Origin of the sequence: Geobacter sp., assembly GCA_009684525.1 — a bacterium.
Lineage (GTDB): Bacteria > Desulfobacterota > Desulfuromonadia > Geobacterales > DSM-12255 > Geoanaerobacter.
Genome location: WKKR01000002.1, coordinates 1,011,594 through 1,035,418, shown reverse-complemented (window position 1 = coordinate 1,035,418; position 23,825 = coordinate 1,011,594). Strand labels below are relative to the sequence as shown.

The following is a 23,825-nucleotide window of genomic DNA, read 5'->3' as shown; positions in this document are numbered from 1 at the left end:
GGAAACAGGCGTCAAGTCAAGCGGAAGATGCAGATTCTGGGTCATTCGCCATCATCGATCGGCTTGCGCATCGCTGTCATGACAATGGCGAGCAGCACCTTGACCATGTAGTAGATGCCGTTCATGGCGGAGATCGACGATGTCCCTGCCTGACGTTCGCGCATCCGGATGGAGGCCTCGGCCAGCCGGAACTCGTTCTTGCCGAGCAGGATGACCGCCTCCGGTTCCGGGTAATCCACCGGGTAGTGCCGCGCCAGGAAGTGGATGGCCCGGCTGTCATAGGCGCGGAACCCGGAGGTGTTGTCGGTTACGCGTTGGCCGATGAGGATCGAGTTGACGGCGTCGAACAGGTGGATGCCGAACCTGCGCATGAAGGTGGAGCGGTACCCCTCGGTCCACCCCATGAAACGCGACCCGATCGTCACATTTGCCTGCTGCTCCCGCATGACCGCAAGCAGTTTGGGGATCTCCGCCGCAATGTGCTGGCCGTCGCCATCGAACTGGACCGCCATGGCATAGTCATGGCGATCGGCATACTTGAAGCCGGTCTGGACTGCACCGCCGATGCCGAGGTTCTTGGGGAGATCGATCACCCGCACCCCTTCGGCGCGAGCCACGACGCTCGTCCGGTCGCGTGAACCGTCGTTGACCACCAGGATGTCCAGCGGCATCGCCAGGCTGCGCAGGTCGGCAATCACCGCAGCAATGCTGGAAGCCTCGTTGTAGGCGGGTATGATGACCAGCAGTTCCGCCCGTTGGCCGGTTGTGGCATCTTCGTCCAGGTTCCGCAGTCCCAGCTCCTGGATCAGTTCATTATTCTGGTCGGTAAGCCGGGTAATGACGATGGAGATATGGATCAGCACCAGGAAGGAAAAGGCGGTGGTGAAGAGCATCAGGATGCTCGGCTTGTATGCCACGCCGAACAAGTCGCCGAAGCGGTCGATGGCATGCTTGTCGATGGAGAGGTAGATGAAGAAGAGGCTCATGCAGAACCAGAGGATGGAGTATTCCTCCTTCACCCGGCGCCGCTGCACCAACCCGAAGATGAACGCAAAGATACCCACGCTGAAGGCAAGGGAAAAGAGCTGGATTTTATCAAAGGTGATCATGCTGCTCCCATGGCCCGGTCACGTAACGGCTGGCAGACCTGTTCACCGCTTGCCCGCTTCGGTCAAGAGTTCCCTGAACGACAGCGGATAACTGCGCAAGAGGGCCGCCATCTCTTCATGAGAAATACTCGCTTTGGCTGCAATCTGCCGTCGTTTGGCGAGGCAGGCAGGCAGGCCGAGGATGGCGTCGCGCACCCCTCTCATGGCCGCCCCCATGAGCTCACCCTTGCGGCCACTCCCGCGAAAAGCCTCGCCGGAACCGGATGCGCCGGCAACCAGCCCGGCCTGCACCGCGTAGCGCTGCAGCGTAAAAAAGGGGAGCTGCAGGAGGGCTGCAGGGGGGAAGTTCTTCACGGCGACCCAGTAGTGGTTGCGCTCCACCAGATAGAGCTTGAGCGGCGAAAAGCTGCCGCCTGTCTGCGAATATTTGTGCAGTACCTTCGCATTTGATGCAAGAACGGCGCCCCAACCGGCACGCCGCCCCCTGAGCCCCAGGTCGGTGTCCTCGGCATAGGCGAAGAAATCGTCGTCGAAAAAGCCGGTCTTCTCCAGCATGGCCCGCCGGTAGAGGGCGGCGCAGGCGCTGGGGAGGAGGATGTCCAGGACCGGCGGCACAGGAGAGAGTTCCGAAAACCGCCTGAAGCGATGCATGCCGCGTGACATGCCGTCGCGGCAGATGCCGAACCCCATCGAATCGATCACGTCCGGATCGGCATGGGAGCAGATCCGGCACCCCACCATCCCCACGGCCGGGTTCCCGTCGGCGACCCGCACCAGTTCGGCGAGCCAAGCCGGGTCAACCCGGGTGTCGTTGTTCAGGGTAACGACGAACTCACCCCGGGCCTGCTCGAAACCCCGGTTGTTGCCGGTTGCGAACCCCGTGTTTTGCGGCAGCTCCACGAGCCTGACCCAGGGGAAGCGCTCCCGCAGGAACGGAGCGGAGCCGTCCGTTGAACCGTTGTCGACCAGCACCACCTCGAACTGGCGAAACGTCTGGGCGGCAATGCTCTCCAGGCACTCCTCCAGGTGGTGCAGGCCGTTCCAGTTGACGATGATGATCGAGACTCGCGGCATACCGCCCCTACCCCCTGTTTATCCTGTGACGCATAGCAAACCACCGCTGCAACAGGGCCCACGACAGGAACCAGCGCCGCTTGAGCTGCGTCCAGGGCATGAAGCGGATTGGGAAGTCGGTCATGCTCGCCTCGTGCTTGCGGTACTGCATGGTCTTCACTGGCACAAAGGCGGTGGCGCCGAACAGTTCGGCCACAAGGCCGAGCCACATGTCGTGCATCGGGATGCGGGGAGGAAACGGCAGGGCGATCTCCAGCAGCTGCCGCGAAAACGCCATGCTGCAGCCGATATAGCTATTGTCGACGATATTCTTCAAGAGGCCCGGCCCGGCCCGCCGCAGCCGGCCCAACAGGGAAGGAAAGAGGAGGTTCCCGGACGCATCGATGACCTCGGCGTCCAGCACCGTCAGATAGACCGGCTGCGGTTTGCTGGAGAAGAGCTCGCGGATCACCGCCACCTTGTTGGGGAGCCAGACGTCGTCCTGGTCGGAGAGGGCAATGATATCGCCGGATGCGTAAGTGAGGGCGTTCTCGAAGTTCAGCACCGGGCTCGAAAAGCAGTTCCCGGTCAGCAACCGCAGCCGTGGATCGGCATGGCTCCGGACGATCGCCACCGTGGCGTCGGTGGAGCCGTCATCGGAAACGATCAGTTCGTCGGAAGGCGCCAGTTGTGCCAGGATCGACGCCAGCTGCGCCTCGATGAAGCGTTCGCCGTTATGGGTCGCCATGCAAACGGAGATGCGCGGATTCGGTATTTCCATGGGGGTCAACAGTTCTTCCCTGTTTATGCACATTGTCAATGCAATTTACAATCAGCAGAGCCCCGACATCCGTCCCTCATGCATCGCGGGATTGGCCGGTCATCCCCCGCAGCAGGAGCGGCCAGAACCTGAAGGTACGGTAGCGCAGGGAGAGGACCAGGCACCGCACCAGCATGGCCAGCGGATGGGTGAGCCGGTCCAGCGGCGACCGGATACTGTTCCGCGCCCCCTGGCAGAAAAAGGTGAAGCGGGCAAGGGCGCTTGCCAGCGGGGTCTCCTCCCGGTCGGAGAAGCCGTGCCCGCAGTCCATATCGAGGATATACGCCTCGCCGAAGCGGCTAGCGAAACGGCGGCAAAAGTCGTGATCGGCAAAATCGAGCGGTATCCGCTCGTCGAAGCCGCCGATTTTTTTCATTGCATCAACATTGATCAGCATTCCACTATTCAATATAGACCGATGCTGCAAAGACATAGTGCCTTTAGTGACTTCTTTCAATGGAGCTCCAATCCCCATCCGGAAGGAACATGGAGATAATGTAACATTGCCTGACTTGAGGAACGGTGCATATAAATTCGCCTTACCTGAATTTATTGCTTCACAATACAAAGGCAAAGAATCCGATGGGAAGGAAGTATCCTGATCGAGGAGAAGAAGCCAACTTTTGCCAAGCCTGTGTGCTAACTGCAACCCTTCGTTATAGGCTTTACTGACACCTGGATTTGATGAATCGTGGATATATATAATGTTTAACTGAGGTGGAAGTTCTTCACTTGCACTCATCATTGATTCACTGCTATTGTCATAAATGAGCAAATCCAACTTTGTATCGATACTATTGAGGCTCTCTGCAAGTGTAAAAAGAGTAATTGATTCCTTTATGTCAACATTGTAAACCACTTCGACAGCCAATACCCTCCCAGCTATCTCTTGGAATTGATTGCATTTTCGATCCATGTCATTACCTAAAGAGCAATAATCCCAGATTCACGAGCCAACTCCCATAAAAGAACCTATACCTCAATATTGTCAATCGTCGCCGGAAGAAGCCTTGCGTCCCTAATTGCAGATAAGCATTGATTATTTCTTGCAGATGATCGTCAAGCCTATCCCGATATCGGTCAAGAAACTCAGCCGCTTGACGCCTCAAATGAGCTGTTAGCTTAGTGCGCTGATCCAGTGCGGCTTTCCACTGGGCCCTCGAAAAAACTTTACTAATTTCTGTCAGAAAGTTTACATGTGTTGCACCGCTGTCATTCATTTCATGCTGGCGATACAACATAGTTGGCCGATTCAAAAAGGCAATATGGCCGAATGCGCCAGCGACCAGCATCAGCCACCAGTCATGCATCCGCGCAGATGATGGAATGGGGCAGGCAAGTTCGAGCAGAGCCCTGTTTATCATCATGGTGCAGCCTGTTGCATTATTCTGCATGAGTAGTCGGTTAAGACTAATGGCATGAGGATTTGTCTTTTGCATCCGCCACAAAGAATCCGCTACAGGCCTAAGTGCATGGTCCACGACCCGGAGATCTGAATGTACCAAGAGAGGAGCATCAGGACCAAAAGCTGTCTCCAACTCATGCATTTTCTGAAGCGTAGTCTCTATTTTATCTGAAAGCCAAACATCATCTTGGTCGCAAAACATGATGTATGGTGCATCAGTCTGTTCCAGCAAATAACCGAAATTGCGACATGCACCAAGTTGGGCGCCAGTATTTGGGACAGTCGTGATAACTGCCGGGTGCGTCTCCCGATACGAAGCGATGATTTCAGGGGTTGCATCCGTCGAGTTGTCATCACTAACCAAGAGACACCAATCTCGATTGGTTTGGATGATCAGCGAGTCCAATTGTTCTGGAAGGAATGCCGCGCCGTTGTAAGTGGCGAGAAGAATCGCTACTGAACACCCCATTGCTGGACTTGTCCCGGTATAATGCAACCCAATCCCTTATTACGCTGCCATGGCAATATGACACCACGACCACGTTTGTCGTCAGCACCAGCAGCACCTACAGGGCCGCCACATGCTGTGCCTACAGGCAGTTGATTATCATCGTCACCGCACCACAATGAATCATAAGCCCAAACTGCTGTCAGCGTGATGCCATGCTGCCTTTGGCTAAGCAAATTTTCCCGCTTCGGCCTTACAGGAAATTGAATGTGATAACCTTCCAAATTTCACAGCATTAGCCATCAGCAAGCACAGGAGAGTGAGCCCCCTGATCCTCTAATGCGCCGTACCGTTCAACCATGAATCCGATCATGGCCCGCATCATGAATCGGGCAAAACTGCAATTATCTAATTATGTCAAGCGAGTCGAGAATACGCTCACATTGATTGAACCAGGCGTACCGTTCGCGGGCATCAACATAGGCACGTTCTGCCATCTCCCGATAGGTACCCAGACCATCAAGGGCAGTTCGTATCGCTTTCTCCCAAGAAAATGCTTGGGATATATATCCAGTCTCACCATCGACAATTGCCTTGGCATACGCGTAAGAAGGAGAAGCAATACTTTGTGTACCGACTATGGCTGCCTCGAAATACTTGAGTTCCGACTTGCAATTAGTGAAAGTATTGTATTGAAGTGGAATAAGGTTGAATTCGACTGATGCAACAAGTCGCTGCAAATTGACATAATCGTGAAATGGATAATAGCTCACCCGTGAACTGAAGCGCTTAAGTGTCGGGCCAGCCTCAATGTATCCAACAACCACGAGCCCCGTATCCTTACGCTCTTCAAGGATAGATTCAAGCGCAGGGATCACCAAAGCAAAATCGCGGTTATGAGAGGGGGAGCCGCTGAAATACCCAAAATGGACCATGCCGTCCTCACCAGGCTTCAAGGTCGCCTTAGCCTTGTAAAGCTGGTCTGAAAGCTCCAATTGTTCTTTATTGATGAAGTTGGGTACAACTGAAACCGGCAAACCGGAAAATTTCTGAATATGGCCAGCCAGGAATTCGTTAGTCGTTATTGCACCATCACATAATTTGAGGGTTGCGCCCATCCGGCTGCAATACGAAAACCAGTAATCCCATACGTTAGGGTTATCAGGATCTTGATCAAGGGTGGTCAGAATTAGCGGGGCAAAGTCAGTGTCAAAAACCAGATCATCGACATCGAACAAAACCCTCTTCCGGCGGTTGTGAAATGCTGTAATTACCTGATTTACACGATTATCGTAGCAGGTTCTGCAAATGACCAGGATATCGGCAGCATCAGCGATTTCGTCAATCCGGTGCAGGTCAGACATGAAGAAATATGATGCGGAAATTTCATGTTTGATGGCATTGAGCACCTGCACCATGTTATAGGCTCGATAGCGGAACGTGCTGTTGTTCGGCAGATCGTAAAAATAGGCCACCCTGCGTTTACGCCTCCAAAGCATGCGCAGCCGTTCCGTAAGCCCTTGACACCAGGGGTCAGTATATGGAAAGGCAGGCGCTAATGAAAGTAACGAAAACATCAGGGTTTTCTCGAAAGGGCCTGTATGATACCGGCAGTGGATGATCGCCAATTGCGACCAAGCCCGCTATTGGCATGATTTGAACTCCGTGTGGTCTCATCCATGGCAAGATGTATCCCAGCCTCAAGAGCCTCCAACATTGACTCACTGCAGAGTTCCTCGCAAACAATATTGGCTGAATAGCTGGCAAGATCGCGTTTGTTGCCAAACCTGTTGGTCACCACTACCGCTCCGCTGGCTGCAAGATCAAGCGGAGGGTAACTCGGATGAGGAGTATACATGAGACAAAGCCCCAGATCGACACGGCCTATCAACTCAGCATATTCAGCCCATGCCAGATTTTCTCGGATTTCGGGGCTAATTGTTCCACCGATAATGACCTTTGGGATATCCTTGCCAACAAACAAAATATCCCATTTTTCAAGATCAATAATACCTCGTGAAACCGCCGTCTCCAAAAGATCCAGGCCAAAATAAAAGAGGTTGCGCAGGTTGTAGGGTCGAGCATAAAATATCAGGGTTCGCTTACTTCGATTTTTATCAGCCCGGGGGTAGAATACCTCAGACGGAAATGCAGGCTCGAACCAAATACCATTCTCGACGATATTTGTGAATCCTTCTGCTGTAAAGTGGTCAAACAGAAGCCGTGTATTGATTACGAAACGGATTCCCGTGCTTTTAAGAACAGTTGAGCAGTGGAGATGGTCATCGCCATAGGAATAAAACATCCGCTCGTCTTCCTGAAGCAGGTAGATAATTGAGTCATGGGGTATGCTCGCCATGGTTGCAGCCGTCGTCCACCATGACGTAGTAATGAATATCTCCCCATAAAAGAAATCGAATTCATGGTAATTGTTGCTGAATGGCGCGAATACGAATTCCACGTCGTCCTGGAGAGCAATGCCGTATGTCCCAAGAACGTGCTGTAGATTGCCAGGCTTGGAAGGCTCAGTGCGAGTGATTATTCTCAATCGCGCGTTCATCGATTCCGCAAGCAACGCGGCAATGATCATAGCTGTCCCGACTCCGCCATAAAGACTGCCGCTATTGATGCTATCGGTAACGATACTGATACGCCTGGCGTCTGCTGCCGGTGTCGAATAAACCTTCAAGGGTGAACACGAGGCGAAACGTGAACTGACCAACTCTCTAGCGTTCCCTTTATCACTATCATGGTAAGACGGCACAACAGGAGCACCTTTATTCTTTAAAGTCTCTACAACAAGACGAACTAACGCTCGATTCCCGAATAGTCGTCGATAGCGGCAAGCATTTTTAAACCGTTCAATCAAAACAACTCCCCTCTGCCACGCATGTATTACATAAGTGGCTCATTTGTTCCCTTTGGGCATAAACAGATCAGCTAATGCACGTACGGGGCGTGTTACTCTCCACGAAAAGGACCCCAGCAGTGCATCAATCCGGTTATTCAAGGCACAAATCAGTGCATCTTTCTCTGACAACTGGTTTGCCTGCTCATCGACCAAATGTCGTTTTTCTGTCAATTCAGTTTCGATACGACATAATCTATTGTTTATATCTATATACTCTTCTGTAAAATACGTTTTAAATAATTTTTCTTTATTATTAATGAAATAATCATCTACAACTTTAAGACTTGAATGACCTCCAAATGCAAATTTAGCCAGAACTATATCGATATAATTGATTTTAATGCCGTGCAATGTAAAACATTTGATATTAAACAACCAATCAGCCCACGTTTTATAATCGGTATCGAATTTGCCCAGTTTATAGAATAGCTCCTTTTTATAGATGATCGCTTGATGGCAGATATTTTTCTCCATCAGCTTCAGTAGAGAGAATTTACCGTCATACAGTGTACCGGTATCCCCCCAGATCACGTTGCCATATACGAAATCATATTGAGATATCCCTTCTACGCCGAATATCTCTTCCAATACAGTTTCTGAATGAAACAGGTCATCGCTACCAAGGAAATAAATCCACTCACCGTTGGCAAGGTCGATTCCCTTGTTCATGGCATCATATATCCCGATGTCTTTTTCAGAAACAAATCGAATATGGGGGTACTGCTTCGCATAATTCTGCACGATATCGAGGGTTTTATCAGTCGACAGGCCATCAACAATCAAATGCTCTATATTCTTATATTTCTGGCCAGCAACACTACGGATGCAAGCCTCAATAGCATTTCCTGAATTTAATGTAGGAGTAATTATGGTGATTTTAGGTTCTGCGTCCATACTCGGATAAACTCCCGCCTTCGACACTAGCCAGACTCGTCAGTTCAACAGCACAAGAGCCAAATGAGTACCACTTCTTGACTGAAGAGATCTCTAATCGCGAGGTGGACAGAATGAATTCTTACCGCACCCCTCACCACTTGCGTACGAACTCCGCCATGCAAAGGTCCAGCCAAGCTCGAATTCGGGTTTACCTCGCGCTGGGAAGGTTTTCTTTCATGCACTAGCTTCAAATAGGATTGTGGTGCCGGACAGGTTGCATCAAGGATTGGGAGTGCTCAGGCATTGCCACGATACATCACGGCTCTTTGCGTTTCAGATTCTTCAATCTTAATATTTTCTTGCGATCAAACGAGTAAAGACTGTTGATGCCGCGTTTTTTCATCACGACCGCGTTATAACCGTCCACAAATATCACGAATCTCTTTCGGCATGGTTATCTGGCCTTTGGTAGTAACGGTTGACAACATAATTCTTACCGCCACAACACATTCCTACCTGAAACATTAGGCGAGACATTCAGCTTTGTCAATCGCTTCAACCTTCGCGATCACCTCTCGAGTCAGGGTTTCCGACTCACCGATTTCACAATATCCAGCAACTTTCTGAGCGGGAAGGTGAGTCGCCAGGAAAGGGAGGATTCCAAAGCATGAATTCGTTTCTGAAGTTGCTGGATTAACGCATCCCTCTCATGAATCGACAGAAAGTCAATCGGCTGGTCGCCTGGAATCTGATGATTTTTCAACAAACCAATCTCTTCCGATTTTTTCTTATATAATGGGGAATTTTTATAAAAGTTGTAGATTTGAATTTTCATATCATCATATCTATTGCGCAATTTTATGATTGTCCAAAACTTTTCAAATTGGACATAAGATGCTATCAATTCACTTGATGTATCGTTACTAACAAGTTTATGCCCCAATCTAATGTACTTGCGCTTATAATGCCATATGATCGCCTTAGAATCTTTCATCCAAATATTGGTGAAATTCGGCGCTATTGACACATCTGAATTTATAAATTCCCTGTACGAGCTCAAAACAACTTCTGAGGCACCAAAACCTCTAGTCAGCTTTTTCAGATAGTCCGAAGTAAGCCTGAATGATGGTAGGTAATGATAATATAATAGTCTATCATCATACCATAGGCGCCACCTGTAACACAAAAGCGCAAGGCAAATTTCGGAATCCTCACCAGAGCTGAGGTTTGTTCCATGCCTCCCTGAAAGTGAAAAAGAAAATCCGTTCTCGACAATTTCTTGCCATGCTGTACTTCTGATAGTCAATCCAGCTCCCCAGAGAAATCCTCTCGAATCGACATATCCGCTCGATTCACCCTGTGGACCGACTGCGTAACACTGCTGGAACTGTTCAAACCAAGGAGGGGGGGGCGACTCAAAGCTTGGGAAACCTTTACCGCCGCAAGCACCGACTTCTGGATGCCCAGACATGATTTCGTAGACGATATTGACCCATTCGGGGCAAACCCAGTTATCGTCATCTATGAAACAGATATACTCATATCGTGATTCCTCGAAACCTTTTAGCCGAGCGTTCCTGAGGCCAAGCTGATTTTCGACAACAATTCTTGTCACGTCTTTCAGATGAGAGGAAACTAGTTTGGCAGCGATTTCAGAAGTGCCATCAGTGGAAGCGTTGTCAACAATGATAAGCTCCCAAGGAATACCATCGGAAACCCGCATATCAATTATATGCTGGATTGTTGGAGGCAATTTATCTGCGCTGTTATAACAGCAAATAACTAGGCTGACCCCGTTCATCATCTATCCAATTGACTTACAACGCAACGTGAATACTCATCGTATTTTTCGGATGTCACAATAAACCCTGACTGCATAAGTTCAGATATGTTTCGCAATTCAACAGGCTTATTCGATAATTGCTTTAAGCTTTTGCCAGGATTTCCAGTGCTGATTTTATGATAGGCAAGATATTCTTTTGAGTTCTGCCAGTAATTTTGCTCTATAAGTGCATTTTTTACTATTTCTGAAAATTCATCTGTGAATTTATAATGGTACAACAAACAGGTAACATCTGCCAGCTGGTAACCTTTTTCCACAAAATGCGAATTAAAGGTGTCCGTATCTAGACGTCCATCTCGCTTCAGCAAGCACATTTTAGATAAACATATTACGTCAAGATCAAACACTTGCTGCCTCACCCCGTTATAATGAACAGGAATCTTGAGCCCGGCAATATTGTCACTAATCATATCCTTCTTAATTGCTGATATATCGTAATACCTATAATCGCTCCTGGCAAACTTCTGTCCAGACGGAGGATCAAACAATGGCTGACCTGAAAACATATCGAGCATTTGCGCCATTACAGCATTACATGAGTTGCCGTTAAGATACTTCAAGAACATATTTATAGAAAGACGGTCAGAATGAGGATAATCAAAAAACTCGTCGATATCAACGCATAAGCACCAGGTATTCCGAGAAAACCTATTAAGGAGATATGCCTTAAATCCGTGAGCGTATGTCCTGTAGGGTAACTTGGTCTTCAATATGGTAACATTGTCATACTTTCTGGCAATTGCTACAGTATTGTCAACAGAGTTATTATCAAGTAATACAATGTGCTTTACACCAATATCGGTATAATAATCTATGAACGATTTAACATAATACGCACCGTTTCGCACTACACACACAACAATAAGCTCATCATCACTACATGCTATGCTTTCTGGACCGCTTATGTGCTCAATACACGTACTGACAATCAGCCTATTAACCTTGCCAAATCTCAATCTTTTTCGCGGGACATAATGTAACCCTAATTTGGTAAACAAAATGTCACGTAATGCCAACATGGAATAATCAATCCTCTGTAATATGAATATTCAGTCTAATATTTTGCACCCGACTAGACATCAAAGGCTAGGACAAGAAATACCCATCATCGTCATATTACATCTCTGACACAGAGCTAATTTCTTGTGCAAAACCTGCTTACGTATCTCCCGATAATGTTTGGTGTTCCACAGTTCTGCAAATGAATTATAGTCCTTGATATTGCCGATCTTAACCTTTCTTTCTATATCAATACAGCAAAGAGCAACTTCACCATCTGCACAAACTACCGGCTCATAAACGTAAGGACATACTATAATTGGCATTTTAAGCTTTAAGTTTTTTCTATTTCTTTTGTATCTTGAATACTCGTTATTTACAGGAAGATAGCTTAATGCGTTTTCATATCTCAGTTTGTTAAGCTTTTCACTTGAAGCTATATCAAGAGACAACGTCTTCAGATAAAGAAAATCAGCATTGACTCCTCTCAAGATTGTTTTCATCTCTTCAATCTCATTTTCATTGTACTTGGTTACTACACACTGAACTCCCACGCTAACTCCTGGGGGCTTATTACCCACTACTTCTTTCAACGTATTGAGAATCTTGCTGAAATCGCTTCCAATTCTGTGCCTGCCATGGGACTCCTGTGACGTCCCGTCAAGAGCAAATATCAAATGATTCAGACCGGCATTCAGAGCATCAATATACTGTGTTCCCGGCAAAGTACCATTAGAACAAAGATGAGTATGAATGTTTTTCCCAGCTATCGACTTTAAAATCACAGGGAGATCCGGGTTCAAAAATGATTCGCCTGAAAAATGCAGTATAAGATTTGTTACCGACGCAGGTAATTTTCCCAAATACGCCAAAGCACAATTTACCGGCATGTTACAAGTATTTTCCGGCTTATACTGCTGGAAGCAAAATGTACATTTGAGGTTGCATCTTGAAGAGAGCTCCAGATACATGGTCTTTATCTGCCTGTAATGGTTCACATATCTATCAGGGAAAGCCATGTAAAAAAGCTTGGCAAAAAAATTCTGCCGCAGTTTGTATTGAAGGAATTTTTTGCTGAAAACCATCAGGAGTTCACCATACTACTGAGCTTTAAAATCCATTCTTCACCTATGACGTCGATAGAATAGCGAGGGATCACGGTCCTGCGGGCCTCGGCACCGATTTTTTCACGAAGCCCTACGTCCTTCAAATCAACCAAGTACCTTACCCAATCATCAATAGTCCTGGCCATGAACCCATTGTGCCCGTTTTTGATGATCTTCTCATATGCCGGCATTTCTGAGGCAATAACAGGCATTCCAAGAGCCATGCACATGGTGAGCCTGTTGTTTGATTTTACCTTCCAGCAAATGTTATCAATGGTGGGAATAACAACGACATCACCTGAAAGTATTTCACTGTGAACTGTTTTGAGATCCCATGCCACATCAGCGGCAGGGTGGTTTGATATGGTCTTTAACGAATAGCGAGGGTCATCAAGCTGCCGTAGCGCTTCATGAACTATATCCAGAGTTTTCCAATTAAACTCGTGCCCTACCCATACAAGTTGGATAGTATCAGTCTTTTCATGCACTTTAACTATATCTTCATCGATCTCCAGAGCATCGTCAATAGCTATAGGCATTATCCCATATTTCCCACAATAATGCGTCCGCAAAAACCCTGATGTCACCACCAGGTAATCAACTGCCTTAACCATTTGATCCATCTCTTTATCAAGAATATCTGAAACAAGGAATACTGTCTTAATTCCTCTTTTCTTTGCAGCTTCAGCCAAAAAAACAGCTTCTTTCCCGTACACTTTCTGAAAAATAAGAACGGTAATTCCCGAATCAAGCAAATTGTCCCGTTCTGCCGTTGTCAAAGTCAGGAAGTGCTTCATAGAAGGGTTGGTCTGGAATATGGTGGAAGCGATCCCTCTTTTCAAAAGGAAATTATGGATGTTTATTCCATGGATTCTTGAACTGCCGGTATTGATATCGCCAAGAAGAATCCAGCCGACATTAGGAACGGCTTCTCCCACCGCAGGAATTGCACCCTTAGTTGTTGCTTTGCCGAAAAATGTCTTGAGAATAGAAAGCATCTTATTTGTCAGCCTTAAAAACCAGGTCAAGCCCGTAACAAGGACAGATCCAACAAAGATTTGCCTCGTAAAATTCTTGGAACATGCTATTGCAGTTAAAGATCACTTCCAGAGGCTTCTTAAACAAGCTCAGACGCTTAAATGGATTAGCAATAACCAGCTTTTGAGAGACTACTCTAATCCTTATGTCGGTGTAAAAATTTGGCACTTTTCTCCGTAACTGATATATGTCATCGACAAAGTAATAAAAGGTATAGAGCCCCATAAACTTGTTGTGCGTGTAATCGGAATAGTAATATGGGTTGGAAAAATGGGGTACAAAAAGATGGCAGGTCCCGTCAGGCTTGAGAACACGAACGATCTCACGCATCAACCCTTCAAGGTTCTCCACATGCTCAAAGAAACTTCTTGAATGAATTTCGTCAACCGAGTTGTCGGGGAAAAATGGTAACCCCTGCTCAATATCAGCCACAATATCAACACCGGGCATATTAAGCCGGTCTATCCCTATACGGCCTGGGGTTTTATTTCTGCCACATCCAAGTTCTATAACAATAGGCATATTACGGTTGAATATTTGCTGAAGCTCTATATTGAATATTTCTCTCATGGTTGCGAGATCATAAAATTCTTATTTTAGGCTGATGATAAATGATTCCCTGTGATTGTTCCTTACCCCAAACATGTAAAGTGCAGACATTTTTTCTGGTATCAAGATTTGTGAAATCCTGCGAGGTTGCATGGTCTGCAACCCCAAACGATAATAGATAGTGACCAGGATTAAGCAACATGCCTGCCAGTAACTCTACATGAACAACTTCTCCTCGATTTCTTGGTCCGAATTGTTCGTCACTGTCAAAGAAACTATGCGCAACAAGAAGGTTCTGGCCTACAATATTACTGATCGCAAAACCGAAACAAGGGTTATCGACTTGCTCATAAAATTCTACCATAAGCCTTAATTTGAAAGTCTCACCACTCTCAATGCTCACAGTTTCTTGGTCTGCCGAGTTAAGTATAATATAATTAAGTATTTTTGCAGCACCGGTACCATATTGATAATCGATAGAGCTGCATTTATCCTTTATGCTATTTTTCATCTCTAGATATTTTTTATCAGCATCTTCTTTCGTATCGGCAAATTTCGCAGACTGCTCTTTTTCACGCATTAGTTGATAATACTGCAAGGTAATCATTTGTGGTTTGCCTTGACTGTAAATTTGACCTGAATCAAGCATGATCGCACGGTCACATAATGTATTAACGGAGTTCATATCATGAGTAACGAACAAAGTAGTTACTCCACCTTTAGTCATCTGATTGATACGATCCATGCACTTGCTTTGAAACATGATATCACCGACAGCGAGCGCTTCATCAATAATTAGAATATCGGGGTCCACATTCACTGCTAAAGCAAAAGCCAGCCTCACAAACATGCCACTGCTGTAAGTTTTGACTGGCTGATAAACAAATTCTCCAATATCAGCAAACGACAGGATATCACTGAGTCGCGCATCCATCTCCTCACGCGTGTACCCCATGAGCATACCATTGAAATATACATTCTCTAAACCCGTAAGCTCCGGATTAAACCCAGCACCGAGTTCAAGCAAGGCAGAAACCTTACCATTGACCGCTACGGCGCCACTGGTTGGGGTCAGCACTCCTGTAAGAATTTTCAGAAGGGTAGACTTCCCGGAACCATTTCTGCCAATAACACCTACGGATTCCCCCTGCTTAATCTCAAAACTTATATTGTTTAGAGCAAAATATTCGTGATGGTACTGCCGGCGTAGAGGATGTAAAGACTCTTTCAAACGATCTACAGGTGAATTATAAAGCTTGTAGACCTTCGTAAGATTTTTTGCTTCTATTACAATATGCTGTAATGACATAAGCGTATCAAGCCTTAACAATTATCTTCTTCAGTTTAAGAAAGCGATATTCTAAAAAGTGGTAACTTAAGGCCGAAATTCCGATCACAACAACAAAATATAAAACAAATAATAAACTTCCAATTATGTTGAATTTAATTGTATTAAAGTCAACATACCTTTTAACCAGCCACAACAAAGGTAAATGATATACATAAACCCCATATGATATTTTACCAATATAAACCATGATCTTATTATCAATGATTGTTCTAGAATTAGTCAATGTTTCCATTATCATGAATCCAGTTAATAAATTGATTGCTGAATAAAACCAAACATGCATATACCCGTTCTCTACCAGGTACTCTGGTTTTAAATATTGCGTTTTTTCTGAAAACGAATAGATTACACTTGACCCATTAATGCAATACGCAATAGTCAATCCTGTAATTAAAAATGCTAATGTCAAATACGCGATATTTTTTATTCTTATATGTATGTTATTTACACCAATTGTAGCAATTATTGCACCTACAGCAAATGCATCCATTTGGCAAAATGTTGAATTATATACTAGACTTCCTAACCACCAACTGTCATTATTCCATATTGATGCAATTTCAACCAGCAAATAACGAAGACCAGGGACACCTACCAACAATAAAACTAGTATACATTTCAACCGTAGCTCTGAGAATTTATAGACAATAAATGGCCAAAATAAATAAAATTGTTCTTCTACAGATAATGACCAAAAATGAGTGAAAAATAACGAGACACCTTCACCGAAGAACATTCTTTTTATATTGTATGTAAAAGTAATCAGCCATTTAATATTACCCTCATAATCATCGGGTTGTCGGACAACAGCAAATAATATCGTCAACAACATGATATAAAAAAAATAGAGCGGAAATATCCTCAATATTCGCTTTGAATAGAAATTATAATAATAATGATCAGACTTTTTGTCTTCCAATAATATATTTGTAATAAGATATCCCGACAAAACAAAAAACATCTGGACCCCGATCCAACCAAATCGAAGATATCCGTAATGATAAAGAATCACGAATACAACCGATATCCCCCTAAGTCCATCCAATCCACTAGAGTACTTCATAGCTCCCTACTCAACGACATGAAATGACTAAATCTGATTAGCATTTCGCTTATACAAATTAATATTGGAAATTTGTATCTTGTTGGCACTCATCCCTTTGACATCTATTTCAACCTTTATCTGATGTAATCTATTCCCAAGCATCCAGCGCGGGCTCACGTCTACCGGTAACAGCATTTTCCCATTAGCAGCAATAAATCGAATGGTATTTTTTTCCAAAAAATCAATATCGTTTTTCTCATTCCAGCCAACAGTTCCTTCAAATTCTTTCACATCAGTCCCCATTGGTATCGATAAGTCAAAAGACAAAAAAGCAATGTCTCTCGGCAGAAGACTAAGATCATCTGTATTAATAATAATTTTTTGACCAGGATTATTATGGTCTGAATGATAGACTTGCTCTAATTTAGAAGACAATGAGTACCATGATCTACCCCAAGCAATCGGTATTTTTAACAATGAGTCAATTTTAAACGATTTATCAAGCAATATGAGTTCATTTTCACGAGTTCGAGGCATTCGAGCAGTTAAACTAACGCTTCGCTGAACTTTAACCTTCTGAACTCCATAAACAATATCAGTCAATGACTTATCCAATTCAACGACAATTGCTCTATTCGTGATTTCAATGATTTTACCTTTATACTTCCCTCTAAATACTAAATAATCTCCATGCGAAATATCGTTAATCAGCTCGTTGCCCAATACTTTAATTGATATTAATCTTTTGTTTATTATCCCACGTTTAGCAGTCGTACAAATTTCCTGGACTTCAGCAAAGATTTCGTCGGAACATCCCCAAAAGGGGAACTCTCTTGCATAATCTGGTTTAACTAGAAAGATATACTCCCCTCGCTTAAGTGGCAAATAATTGAGACAAAAATACCTATAAATCAGATTAGCCCTCAATGAAGCACTCCCCCCATCATGTTGATTAATATTTCCATCAATAAGCACTACCATTGGTGGATTAGACATTATTCGGGAGAGAATCCTTTTTTGCATTTTAGCCGAAGAAGCATTATAAAAAGCCGCTTCCTGCATTATTACTGGCAAATTAAAATAAAAATAATAGGCAGAATGACCACTTAGGTCGAGAAATGTTACTCCTGGCTTCAGCAATTCATCAAAATGTTTTTTTAATCTAACTAAAGATTCCAGCCTATTTTCTTCGAGCAATACATTTCCAAGTCTTGGCAGCATTTGCTGAGAATTTAAGCGTTGGAATTGATCGTCAGTAAGATTGACTATTGTAAATGGATTATTCGCGATATTTATTATGTTTGGCAAAGTACGCCCTACCAACCCATTTCCCACAGCGCCAAACAGCAAGCAGATAATCCACAGATTAGTTTTATTATGCACATATTGATACAATGATATGTAAAGTGGTAGTGTAAGTGAAACAATAAATACTGTCACTGCACCAGTTCTGGAAAATCCTTCATCAATCCGTCCAAGACTATATATAGACAATATCATGAGAAACCCAAAAAGAATAAAGAAACAAATTACTTTCTGCGTAGAGGCTCCCCCAACACCATTAGAAAATTCGCGTAACATTAAATACAAAATAAGTACTGCTACTAATATCCATCCTACTCTCATTATTTCCCATATTATTCCGTCACTAAATATTCCTTTACCAGATGATATACCAGTACCGATTGAGGCAAGCCAAGATATTCCATTTGCAACACTATTTACAGATGAATTATCTCTTAAATACACGAGAAGATAGTATATTACACTAGCAAATGGGGTGACAATGCAAGCTATTAAGCTAATTATCATAAATATTAAAATTGAATATAATAATTTATACCTATTTAATTGCCATGCCTGATAAAACATAAAGCATGCTACAGGGAAGGAAGCTATAGCAAATGGCACTCCCGTTGACATAGCATACAATATCAATAAAATTGACCCAACATACCAGACCAGCAACCACTTAAATGGATTCAGCAACATTCTTTTATTTATTAAAAACAGTAATAGTGGCGATATGAACCAGAAATTGTGGTAATTTGTTGGGAATGGGAATGTCACTAAAACAATAAAAGCATAAATTGGCCCAATAACGCCTGAGAAAGCAATGTAGGTTAACCCTATTGCGGTTGCAAACAAGATTGAATCCGCTGGGATAAAGGATGCTGCAGACCCGTCAAAGAATGCCCATGAAAACATCCCATGCAGAAGATGAACAAAACCGTGAGGATAGTTGAGGTCAACAAAAGGCAGCTCTCCAAATTGTATTAGCTGCTGCCAAGGGAGGTACCACTCTCCCATATGATAATCATCCCGAGCGTATTGCACACCAATTGCTGGCATACGCATCGAAACAAGAACTGCAATTACTGCCAGTGAATCCAGCACATCAGAAGGCCAAGCGTCTGACCATTTATTCGATAATTTAATTTTTCGAAATTTATTAAATATCGCTCTCCACGAAATTAAAACATACACAACTAAACAAAATAACAAGAAACCGGATGCGTTATAACCATACATCAAACTGCCATTTGCTTTCCACACCGGCGGGATTAATACGAATATTAATAAAGGCAATGGATATTGCATAATAACTATTGCCTTTGTCAGACTTACCTTAAAGCAATTCAGTGAAATATTAGTTATGAACATTAACTGAATTACAACTGCCGCCGCAAATAACAAGCTAAGCAATACGATTGCAGTATTTGATGATATTAATCCACAAATACTACTCATTATTTTAATATCATATAGTGTTAACGCTCTCGCGATCACCATAAAAAAAGATATGCCTATCAATGGAACCATTATCAAAAATGCTACTACCAACCCAGTTACACAAATTACACTATCCCTATCAAGCTGTTTTCTGTATTTGATTAAATTCATCAATGTGAACATCACGCCTGCATACACAACTAGAGTCATTGCAAGATAATCAGTGCGGGAGTGACTGCTAACCATGTAATTACCGAACCATAATACAAAACAACCAATAGGCAAAATAAACACTGAGTTAATTGCATCCACACTATTCGTATTGCATAATTTATCCGTTAATCTTCTAAAAACATATGCCACAAAAAAAATATTGGATGTAAAGACAAGTATGAATATTATGTAGGCGTAGTATTCAATTGTTTTAGATGCATCGGACCATGCGATACTACCAACAATAAAATCAGTGTATGTTTGATTTATTTTTAATTGAAATCGTGAGATTAGAAGTGATAATGACAACAGACTTGAAAACAACAATGAAGTGATTATTACATATGGGCCTAATATCGATAAGATAGATAATCTTTTGATAAGATATTCAAATATAAAGCATATATTCAACCTCATAAAATTAATTCCTTCTGTTTATTTCTTCCCAAAGATACTTAAGAAGCTTTATACCAGTAGGTAGGATTTTAAAGCGAGTTTCTCCATGAGGGCGTTCAATCTCGCTGACAGGAAATTCAATTCTTTTTAGACGCAGTTTATACGCGCGAATAACCATTTCAATATCAATCGACAAACCATGAGCCAAAGGCGCTATTCGCCTAAACCCTTCGACTGAAAAACCTTTATATCCATGTAAGACATCTCGTATGAAGCAGCCTTCTCTACGCCAGAGCAATGAAGCAAAAAATGCTAAACACAATACCCCCCATTTACGAGGTTTAAATATCTTACTGTCCTCCTCGTTCCTTCCCCCCTCAATTTTCCGACTTGCAACCACTAAATCGTATCCACCCTCTAACAATGGTCTAAAATTTTTAAGGGTAGAAGGATCAATTGTCCCCTTCGGAAGAAAAACAACCATCGCGTCACCAGAACAACAGTCAACAGCATGAATATAAGCTGCATTCAAACCTTTCTTCGGTTGCTGAAAAACCCTAATCCCTTGAGATTCTAAATACTCAACTGAACCGTCAGTACTTCCTCCATCAACAGCAAAAACTTGATCAAATTCCCCGAGAGGTAGCAGTGGGACATCATGCCTGCACCCCTCTAATTCATTCCATACCAATAAACACAATGATATTTTCATACACTACATCCCAGCCACCAAGCTACGCGCAACTTCGATCGCATTTGCTACGGCAACGTCAGAATTCATATGCTCCCACGTCCCCCATCTTCCTAAACCAACGATATTGACGCTACGGCCCCAAGACAATATTTCATTAATCACCCTAGGCTTGTTTATCAAATTTACCGGGTAAGCATATTCATTTATATATTGCCAATTGACAGATTGGATTGAACGAGCCGAATTAGTTTCAGTCCAATGCCCCATACTCCCATGCAAAAAATTATTCCGACACAGAATACGATGAAAAGATTTACTCATATCAGGATTGTATATCCAGTGAGCATCCGTGTTTAAATTATCTGGATAATAATCAATCGTTATTGAGGTATACTCCAACTCCCTTATTGCACTAACAATAGTTGAAGGTAAGTCTGATATTTTGCAAATCGAAGTCCATGGCACAGTATTAATTATCATGTCAGCTTTGAAGTGATCATTAATTATAAGGTTATTTACGTCAATACTAGTTATAGGGCTTGAGGTAAGCAAATGATTACCAAGTGCTTTTCCCATCCTGCTCCAAATCTCTCCATAACCAAAACTAGATGGATACAGAAATCGACTGTGAGCGGGTATTTTCCCCGTTGATTTTTTTTCTAAACAACTGCGTAACGTATCTCGAAAAGACACTTCAGGTAATTTATATAACCAATATGTCCCCAACTTTGAAAGATCGATAGACCAAAGTTTTTGGTTATATGGAAGCATGTAATCTTCGGCAATCCTGCTCCCAAGCTTCCAATACACCCAATCCCTAAAACCTAACGGCATTTGTTGACCACATACAGACCCAGCCTTAGAAATAGATTCAAGGTAATCTAATTGAATTTCATGAGGAAACTGCCAGATATTTGCTTCTAAAGGATAATCTACACTATGACCATTAATTATTATTCGAGATATCCGCTCATATTCACACCATTCTGTTTTAGGCATAAATGAATAAACAAAGTCCAAAACATCGCAACGCTTTGTATCAAGGAAATGGCCCCCTCCAATGTCTAAAGGAGCACCATCCACTACACAACTGCGACAGAGCCCACCTGGCGTAGCCTCCTTCTCAAGGACAACAAATGAAGTTTCCCCATGCCTCAGGAGTGTATGCGCAAAACTGAGCCCAGAGGGCCCTGCGCCCAATATAACATAGCGGTATGATTGCATATACACCCTAATATCGAATAACGGATTCGATAAGTTTTATTGCTATAAAAAAGGCGGCACACACAATGATGGCCGCCTTTAAGCTAATGAGGAACTAAGATCCTAAAAAATCTACGCCAATAAAACACTCAATTACTATCAATTCTCGCTTACATTTTTTGCTGGATATAAGTTATGACATCACATAAATCAATAATATGGAATCTTTCTATCAACTCCATTCACCGTAATAGTCATGTAACCTGCTGGTGTAGCGGGTAATGCATCTGCCGCACCTGCTGTCGGAGCAGTAGTCGTCGTTGCCGGAGAAATTGCTATCGTACCACTCGCAACTTCTAACTTATGGGTCGGAGATGCAGTACCAACTCCAACGTTCCCATTTTTCAAAACTAACGTATCTGCGACTGCACCACTTTTAAAAAGCTTAAACACGTTTTGCGCGTTTGTCCTAATATAAAAATCATGAGTGTAACAGTTCATTAAAGCAGTACCACTTACCCCAGGAACACCATATCCAGGCACACTATCAGACAAAACCTGAAAAATAATATGTTCTTGCCCGGCGGGTCCAAGGACAAATTGCTCTTGAGCTGCTGCATCATTGGCATTAAAGATATTGGGGTTTTCAACACGCAATGCAACAACACCACTTTTTGCCTGTTTTACGTGAATTTTCGCATTAGCATCTGGAGTAAATGCTGAAGCGCCCAATGTGAGCACGCCTGTGTCACTTACAGCAAAGACTGTGTCTGTGCCATTAGTCCCCTTCACCACCAACTTATCCGCCGCACTTGCAGCCCCAACCATCAATGCCGATACTGCCAGAATTGTCGCTATACTCGTGATCATCTTCCGCATTGTGAATGCCTCCTTTGTACGCGTCTGATATTGATCTTGTTCTCGTTTTATTTAATCTTCCGCCGAAATCAACCGCAACTTTAGCAGATTTATGAAAACTTCTAAACAAAAATCCTGAGAATGACCCCCTGCATGTCGCGTTACCACGGAGCCGCCCGTTAATTCACTGAGCGCTCAAGCAGCCTATTGCCTGCTATCGGTCCCTATTCGTTGCCTTGACTTCCTCTCTGTGTACACTCTGTGCCGAAAACTGAACTTAGGCTTGTATCCTGCCAACTGTTTTCTTAACTACTCTGGTGACCTGTACACATTTTTATGCAAAATCAAAACCAAAACCAAATAACACAACATGGAACCGCAGATGACCGCAGATGGACGCAGATAAACTCAAATCCTTCAAACCTTCAGCCACTGATGTCACGGATGGACACGGATAACATCTTTTGGGGTTAAAGCTTACATCCGTGAAAATCCGTGTAATCCGTGGCTCATGCTTTTTAATCTCAAAACCTTCAAACCGTTAGCCACCGATGTCACGGATGGACACGGATAAACCCATTAAACATCTTTTTTGGGTTAAAGCTTACATCCGTGAAAATCCGTGTAATCCGTGGCTCATGTTTTTTAATCTCAAAACCTTCAAACCGTTGGCCACAGATGTCACGGATGGACACGGATAACATCTTTTTGGGGTTAAAGCTTACATCCGTGAAAATCCGTGTAATCCGTGGCTCATGCTTTTTCCACTACGGATGTCCCTCATAAAACTAATCTTTTAAATTCGGCACGGGAAGTGCCAAAGTTAACAAGAAGGCCAACTCGTATTCCGGTAGCCTTCAAGTAGTTTAACAATTGCGCCTGATGTACAGGCTTTAAAACATCCACAGCTTTCAATTCGACAATTACTTCACCCTCAACAAGAATGTCCGGGAAATACAAACCGACATCTTCACCTTTATACAGCACACGAAGCTCTTTCTGCTCTTCAAGCACCACACCCCGCAGACGCAGTTCCTTGACCAACGCCTTTTGATAAACGGTTTCAAGGAAGCCCGGCCACAATATGGAATGAACCTCGTAGATCGCCCCAATTATTCTTGAGGTGATTTCATCTGCAATTAGAGAATTTGGTTTGCTGTTATCCGTGGCCATCC

Annotated in this window: 19 protein-coding genes and 1 pseudogene; all 20 read right to left on the bottom strand. The window is 43.9% G+C overall.

What is annotated here, in order from left to right:
* Nucleotides 1-41 precede the first annotated feature (41 nt).
* The 20 genes and pseudogenes from GJT30_10695 to GJT30_10600 all read right to left on the bottom strand — a co-directional run bounded on the left by GJT30_10695 (nucleotide 42) and on the right by GJT30_10600 (nucleotide 23,823).
* Complete coding sequence (locus GJT30_10695; GenBank protein ID MSM40075.1) at nucleotides 42-1,109, bottom strand: DUF2304 family protein; 1,068 nt, start codon at nucleotides 1,107-1,109, stop codon at nucleotides 42-44.
* A gap of 42 nt (nucleotides 1,110-1,151) precedes the next feature.
* Nucleotides 1,152-2,183, bottom strand: coding sequence for a glycosyltransferase (locus tag GJT30_10690; protein ID MSM40074.1), 1,032 nt, complete (start codon nucleotides 2,181-2,183; stop codon nucleotides 1,152-1,154).
* Nucleotides 2,184-2,190: 7 nt separating this feature from the next.
* On the bottom strand, nucleotides 2,191-2,976 hold the full coding sequence (locus GJT30_10685) for a glycosyltransferase (protein ID MSM40073.1): 786 nt from the start codon (nucleotides 2,974-2,976) through the stop codon (nucleotides 2,191-2,193).
* A 43-nt stretch (nucleotides 2,977-3,019) separates the two neighbouring features.
* Nucleotides 3,020-3,898 carry a glycosyltransferase gene (locus GJT30_10680; protein ID MSM40072.1) on the bottom strand — a complete coding sequence of 293 codons (879 nt, stop codon included), beginning with the start codon at nucleotides 3,896-3,898 and terminating at the stop codon, nucleotides 3,020-3,022.
* Between the two features lie 4 nt (nucleotides 3,899-3,902).
* A complete protein-coding gene (locus tag GJT30_10675; GenBank protein ID MSM40071.1) occupies nucleotides 3,903-4,856 on the bottom strand; it encodes a glycosyltransferase in 954 nt (317 codons plus the stop codon).
* A gap of 383 nt (nucleotides 4,857-5,239) precedes the next feature.
* Nucleotides 5,240-6,412, bottom strand: coding sequence for a glycosyltransferase (locus GJT30_10670; protein MSM40070.1), 1,173 nt, complete (start codon nucleotides 6,410-6,412; stop codon nucleotides 5,240-5,242).
* Nucleotides 6,412-7,557, bottom strand: coding sequence for a hypothetical protein (locus GJT30_10665; GenBank protein MSM40069.1), 1,146 nt, complete (start codon nucleotides 7,555-7,557; stop codon nucleotides 6,412-6,414). The genes GJT30_10670 and GJT30_10665 overlap by 1 nt, the downstream gene beginning before the upstream one ends.
* A 186-nt stretch (nucleotides 7,558-7,743) precedes the next feature.
* Nucleotides 7,744-8,640 (bottom strand): glycosyltransferase, encoded by an 897-nt coding sequence (locus tag GJT30_10660; GenBank protein ID MSM40068.1) that lies wholly within the window; start codon nucleotides 8,638-8,640, stop codon nucleotides 7,744-7,746.
* Nucleotides 8,641-9,202: 562 nt separating this feature from the next.
* Complete coding sequence (locus tag GJT30_10655; protein MSM40067.1) at nucleotides 9,203-10,426, bottom strand: glycosyltransferase; 1,224 nt, start codon at nucleotides 10,424-10,426, stop codon at nucleotides 9,203-9,205.
* The gene (locus GJT30_10650) at nucleotides 10,423-11,484 is read right to left on the bottom strand and encodes a hypothetical protein (GenBank protein ID MSM40066.1); all 1,062 of its coding nucleotides are present in this window, start codon (nucleotides 11,482-11,484) and stop codon (nucleotides 10,423-10,425) included. Before GJT30_10650 ends, GJT30_10655 begins: the two co-directional genes overlap by 4 nt.
* Nucleotides 11,485-11,544: 60 nt before the next feature.
* On the bottom strand, nucleotides 11,545-12,549 hold the full coding sequence (locus GJT30_10645) for a radical SAM protein (protein ID MSM40065.1): 1,005 nt from the start codon (nucleotides 12,547-12,549) through the stop codon (nucleotides 11,545-11,547).
* The gene (locus GJT30_10640; GenBank protein MSM40064.1) at nucleotides 12,549-13,568 is read right to left on the bottom strand and encodes a glycosyltransferase; all 1,020 of its coding nucleotides are present in this window, start codon (nucleotides 13,566-13,568) and stop codon (nucleotides 12,549-12,551) included. The genes GJT30_10645 and GJT30_10640 overlap by 1 nt, the downstream gene beginning before the upstream one ends.
* A gap of 1 nt (nucleotide 13,569) precedes the next feature.
* Nucleotides 13,570-14,178 (bottom strand): methyltransferase domain-containing protein, encoded by a 609-nt coding sequence (locus GJT30_10635; GenBank protein MSM40063.1) that lies wholly within the window; start codon nucleotides 14,176-14,178, stop codon nucleotides 13,570-13,572.
* A 589-nt stretch (nucleotides 14,179-14,767) separates the two neighbouring features.
* Nucleotides 14,768-15,466, bottom strand: a pseudogene (locus tag GJT30_10630) (ATP-binding cassette domain-containing protein).
* Nucleotides 15,467-15,473: 7 nt separating this feature from the next.
* Nucleotides 15,474-16,571 (bottom strand): acyltransferase family protein, encoded by a 1,098-nt coding sequence (locus tag GJT30_10625; protein MSM40062.1) that lies wholly within the window; start codon nucleotides 16,569-16,571, stop codon nucleotides 15,474-15,476.
* Between the two features lie 27 nt (nucleotides 16,572-16,598).
* Nucleotides 16,599-19,916, bottom strand: a complete 3,318-nt coding sequence (locus GJT30_10620) for a hypothetical protein (GenBank protein ID MSM40061.1) — start codon at nucleotides 19,914-19,916, stop codon at nucleotides 16,599-16,601.
* 4 nt (nucleotides 19,917-19,920) lie between these two features.
* Nucleotides 19,921-20,607: a glycosyltransferase gene (locus GJT30_10615; GenBank protein ID MSM40060.1), complete on the bottom strand. Its 687-nt coding sequence runs from the start codon at nucleotides 20,605-20,607 to the stop codon at nucleotides 19,921-19,923.
* 3 nt (nucleotides 20,608-20,610) lie between these two features.
* Nucleotides 20,611-21,813 (bottom strand): NAD(P)-binding protein, encoded by a 1,203-nt coding sequence (locus tag GJT30_10610; protein MSM40059.1) that lies wholly within the window; start codon nucleotides 21,811-21,813, stop codon nucleotides 20,611-20,613.
* A 189-nt stretch (nucleotides 21,814-22,002) separates the two neighbouring features.
* Nucleotides 22,003-22,671 carry a hypothetical protein gene (locus GJT30_10605; GenBank protein ID MSM40058.1) on the bottom strand — a complete coding sequence of 223 codons (669 nt, stop codon included), beginning with the start codon at nucleotides 22,669-22,671 and terminating at the stop codon, nucleotides 22,003-22,005.
* Between the two features lie 759 nt (nucleotides 22,672-23,430).
* Nucleotides 23,431-23,823: a GxxExxY protein gene (locus GJT30_10600; protein MSM40057.1), complete on the bottom strand. Its 393-nt coding sequence runs from the start codon at nucleotides 23,821-23,823 to the stop codon at nucleotides 23,431-23,433.
* Nucleotides 23,824-23,825: the final 2 nt, after the last annotated feature.

Bases quoted from the DNA above. Each gene is read 5' to 3' on its own strand.
- GJT30_10695 (MSM40075.1), bottom strand. From the start codon at position 1,109: ATGATCACCTTTGATAAAATCCAGCTCTTTTCCCTTGCCTTCAGCGTG.
- GJT30_10690 (MSM40074.1), bottom strand. From the start codon at position 2,183: ATGCCGCGAGTCTCGATCATCATCGTCAACTGGAACGGCCTGCACCAC.
- GJT30_10685 (MSM40073.1), bottom strand. From the start codon at position 2,976: ATGTGCATAAACAGGGAAGAACTGTTGACCCCCATGGAAATACCGAAT.
- GJT30_10680 (MSM40072.1), bottom strand. From the start codon at position 3,898: ATGGATCGAAAATGCAATCAATTCCAAGAGATAGCTGGGAGGGTATTG.
- GJT30_10675 (MSM40071.1), bottom strand. From the start codon at position 4,856: ATGGGGTGTTCAGTAGCGATTCTTCTCGCCACTTACAACGGCGCGGCA.
- GJT30_10670 (MSM40070.1), bottom strand. From the start codon at position 6,412: ATGTTTTCGTTACTTTCATTAGCGCCTGCCTTTCCATATACTGACCCC.
- GJT30_10660 (MSM40068.1), bottom strand. From the start codon at position 8,640: ATGGACGCAGAACCTAAAATCACCATAATTACTCCTACATTAAATTCA.
- GJT30_10655 (MSM40067.1), bottom strand. From the start codon at position 10,426: ATGATGAACGGGGTCAGCCTAGTTATTTGCTGTTATAACAGCGCAGAT.
- GJT30_10650 (MSM40066.1), bottom strand. From the start codon at position 11,484: ATGTTGGCATTACGTGACATTTTGTTTACCAAATTAGGGTTACATTAT.
- GJT30_10645 (MSM40065.1), bottom strand. From the start codon at position 12,549: ATGGTTTTCAGCAAAAAATTCCTTCAATACAAACTGCGGCAGAATTTT.
- GJT30_10640 (MSM40064.1), bottom strand. From the start codon at position 13,568: ATGCTTTCTATTCTCAAGACATTTTTCGGCAAAGCAACAACTAAGGGT.
- GJT30_10635 (MSM40063.1), bottom strand. From the start codon at position 14,178: ATGAGAGAAATATTCAATATAGAGCTTCAGCAAATATTCAACCGTAAT.
- GJT30_10625 (MSM40062.1), bottom strand. From the start codon at position 16,571: ATGAAGTACTCTAGTGGATTGGATGGACTTAGGGGGATATCGGTTGTA.
- GJT30_10620 (MSM40061.1), bottom strand. From the start codon at position 19,916: ATGAGGTTGAATATATGCTTTATATTTGAATATCTTATCAAAAGATTA.
- GJT30_10615 (MSM40060.1), bottom strand. From the start codon at position 20,607: ATGAAAATATCATTGTGTTTATTGGTATGGAATGAATTAGAGGGGTGC.
- GJT30_10610 (MSM40059.1), bottom strand. From the start codon at position 21,813: ATGCAATCATACCGCTATGTTATATTGGGCGCAGGGCCCTCTGGGCTC.
- GJT30_10605 (MSM40058.1), bottom strand. From the start codon at position 22,671: ATGCGGAAGATGATCACGAGTATAGCGACAATTCTGGCAGTATCGGCA.
- GJT30_10600 (MSM40057.1), bottom strand. From the start codon at position 23,823: ATGGCCACGGATAACAGCAAACCAAATTCTCTAATTGCAGATGAAATC.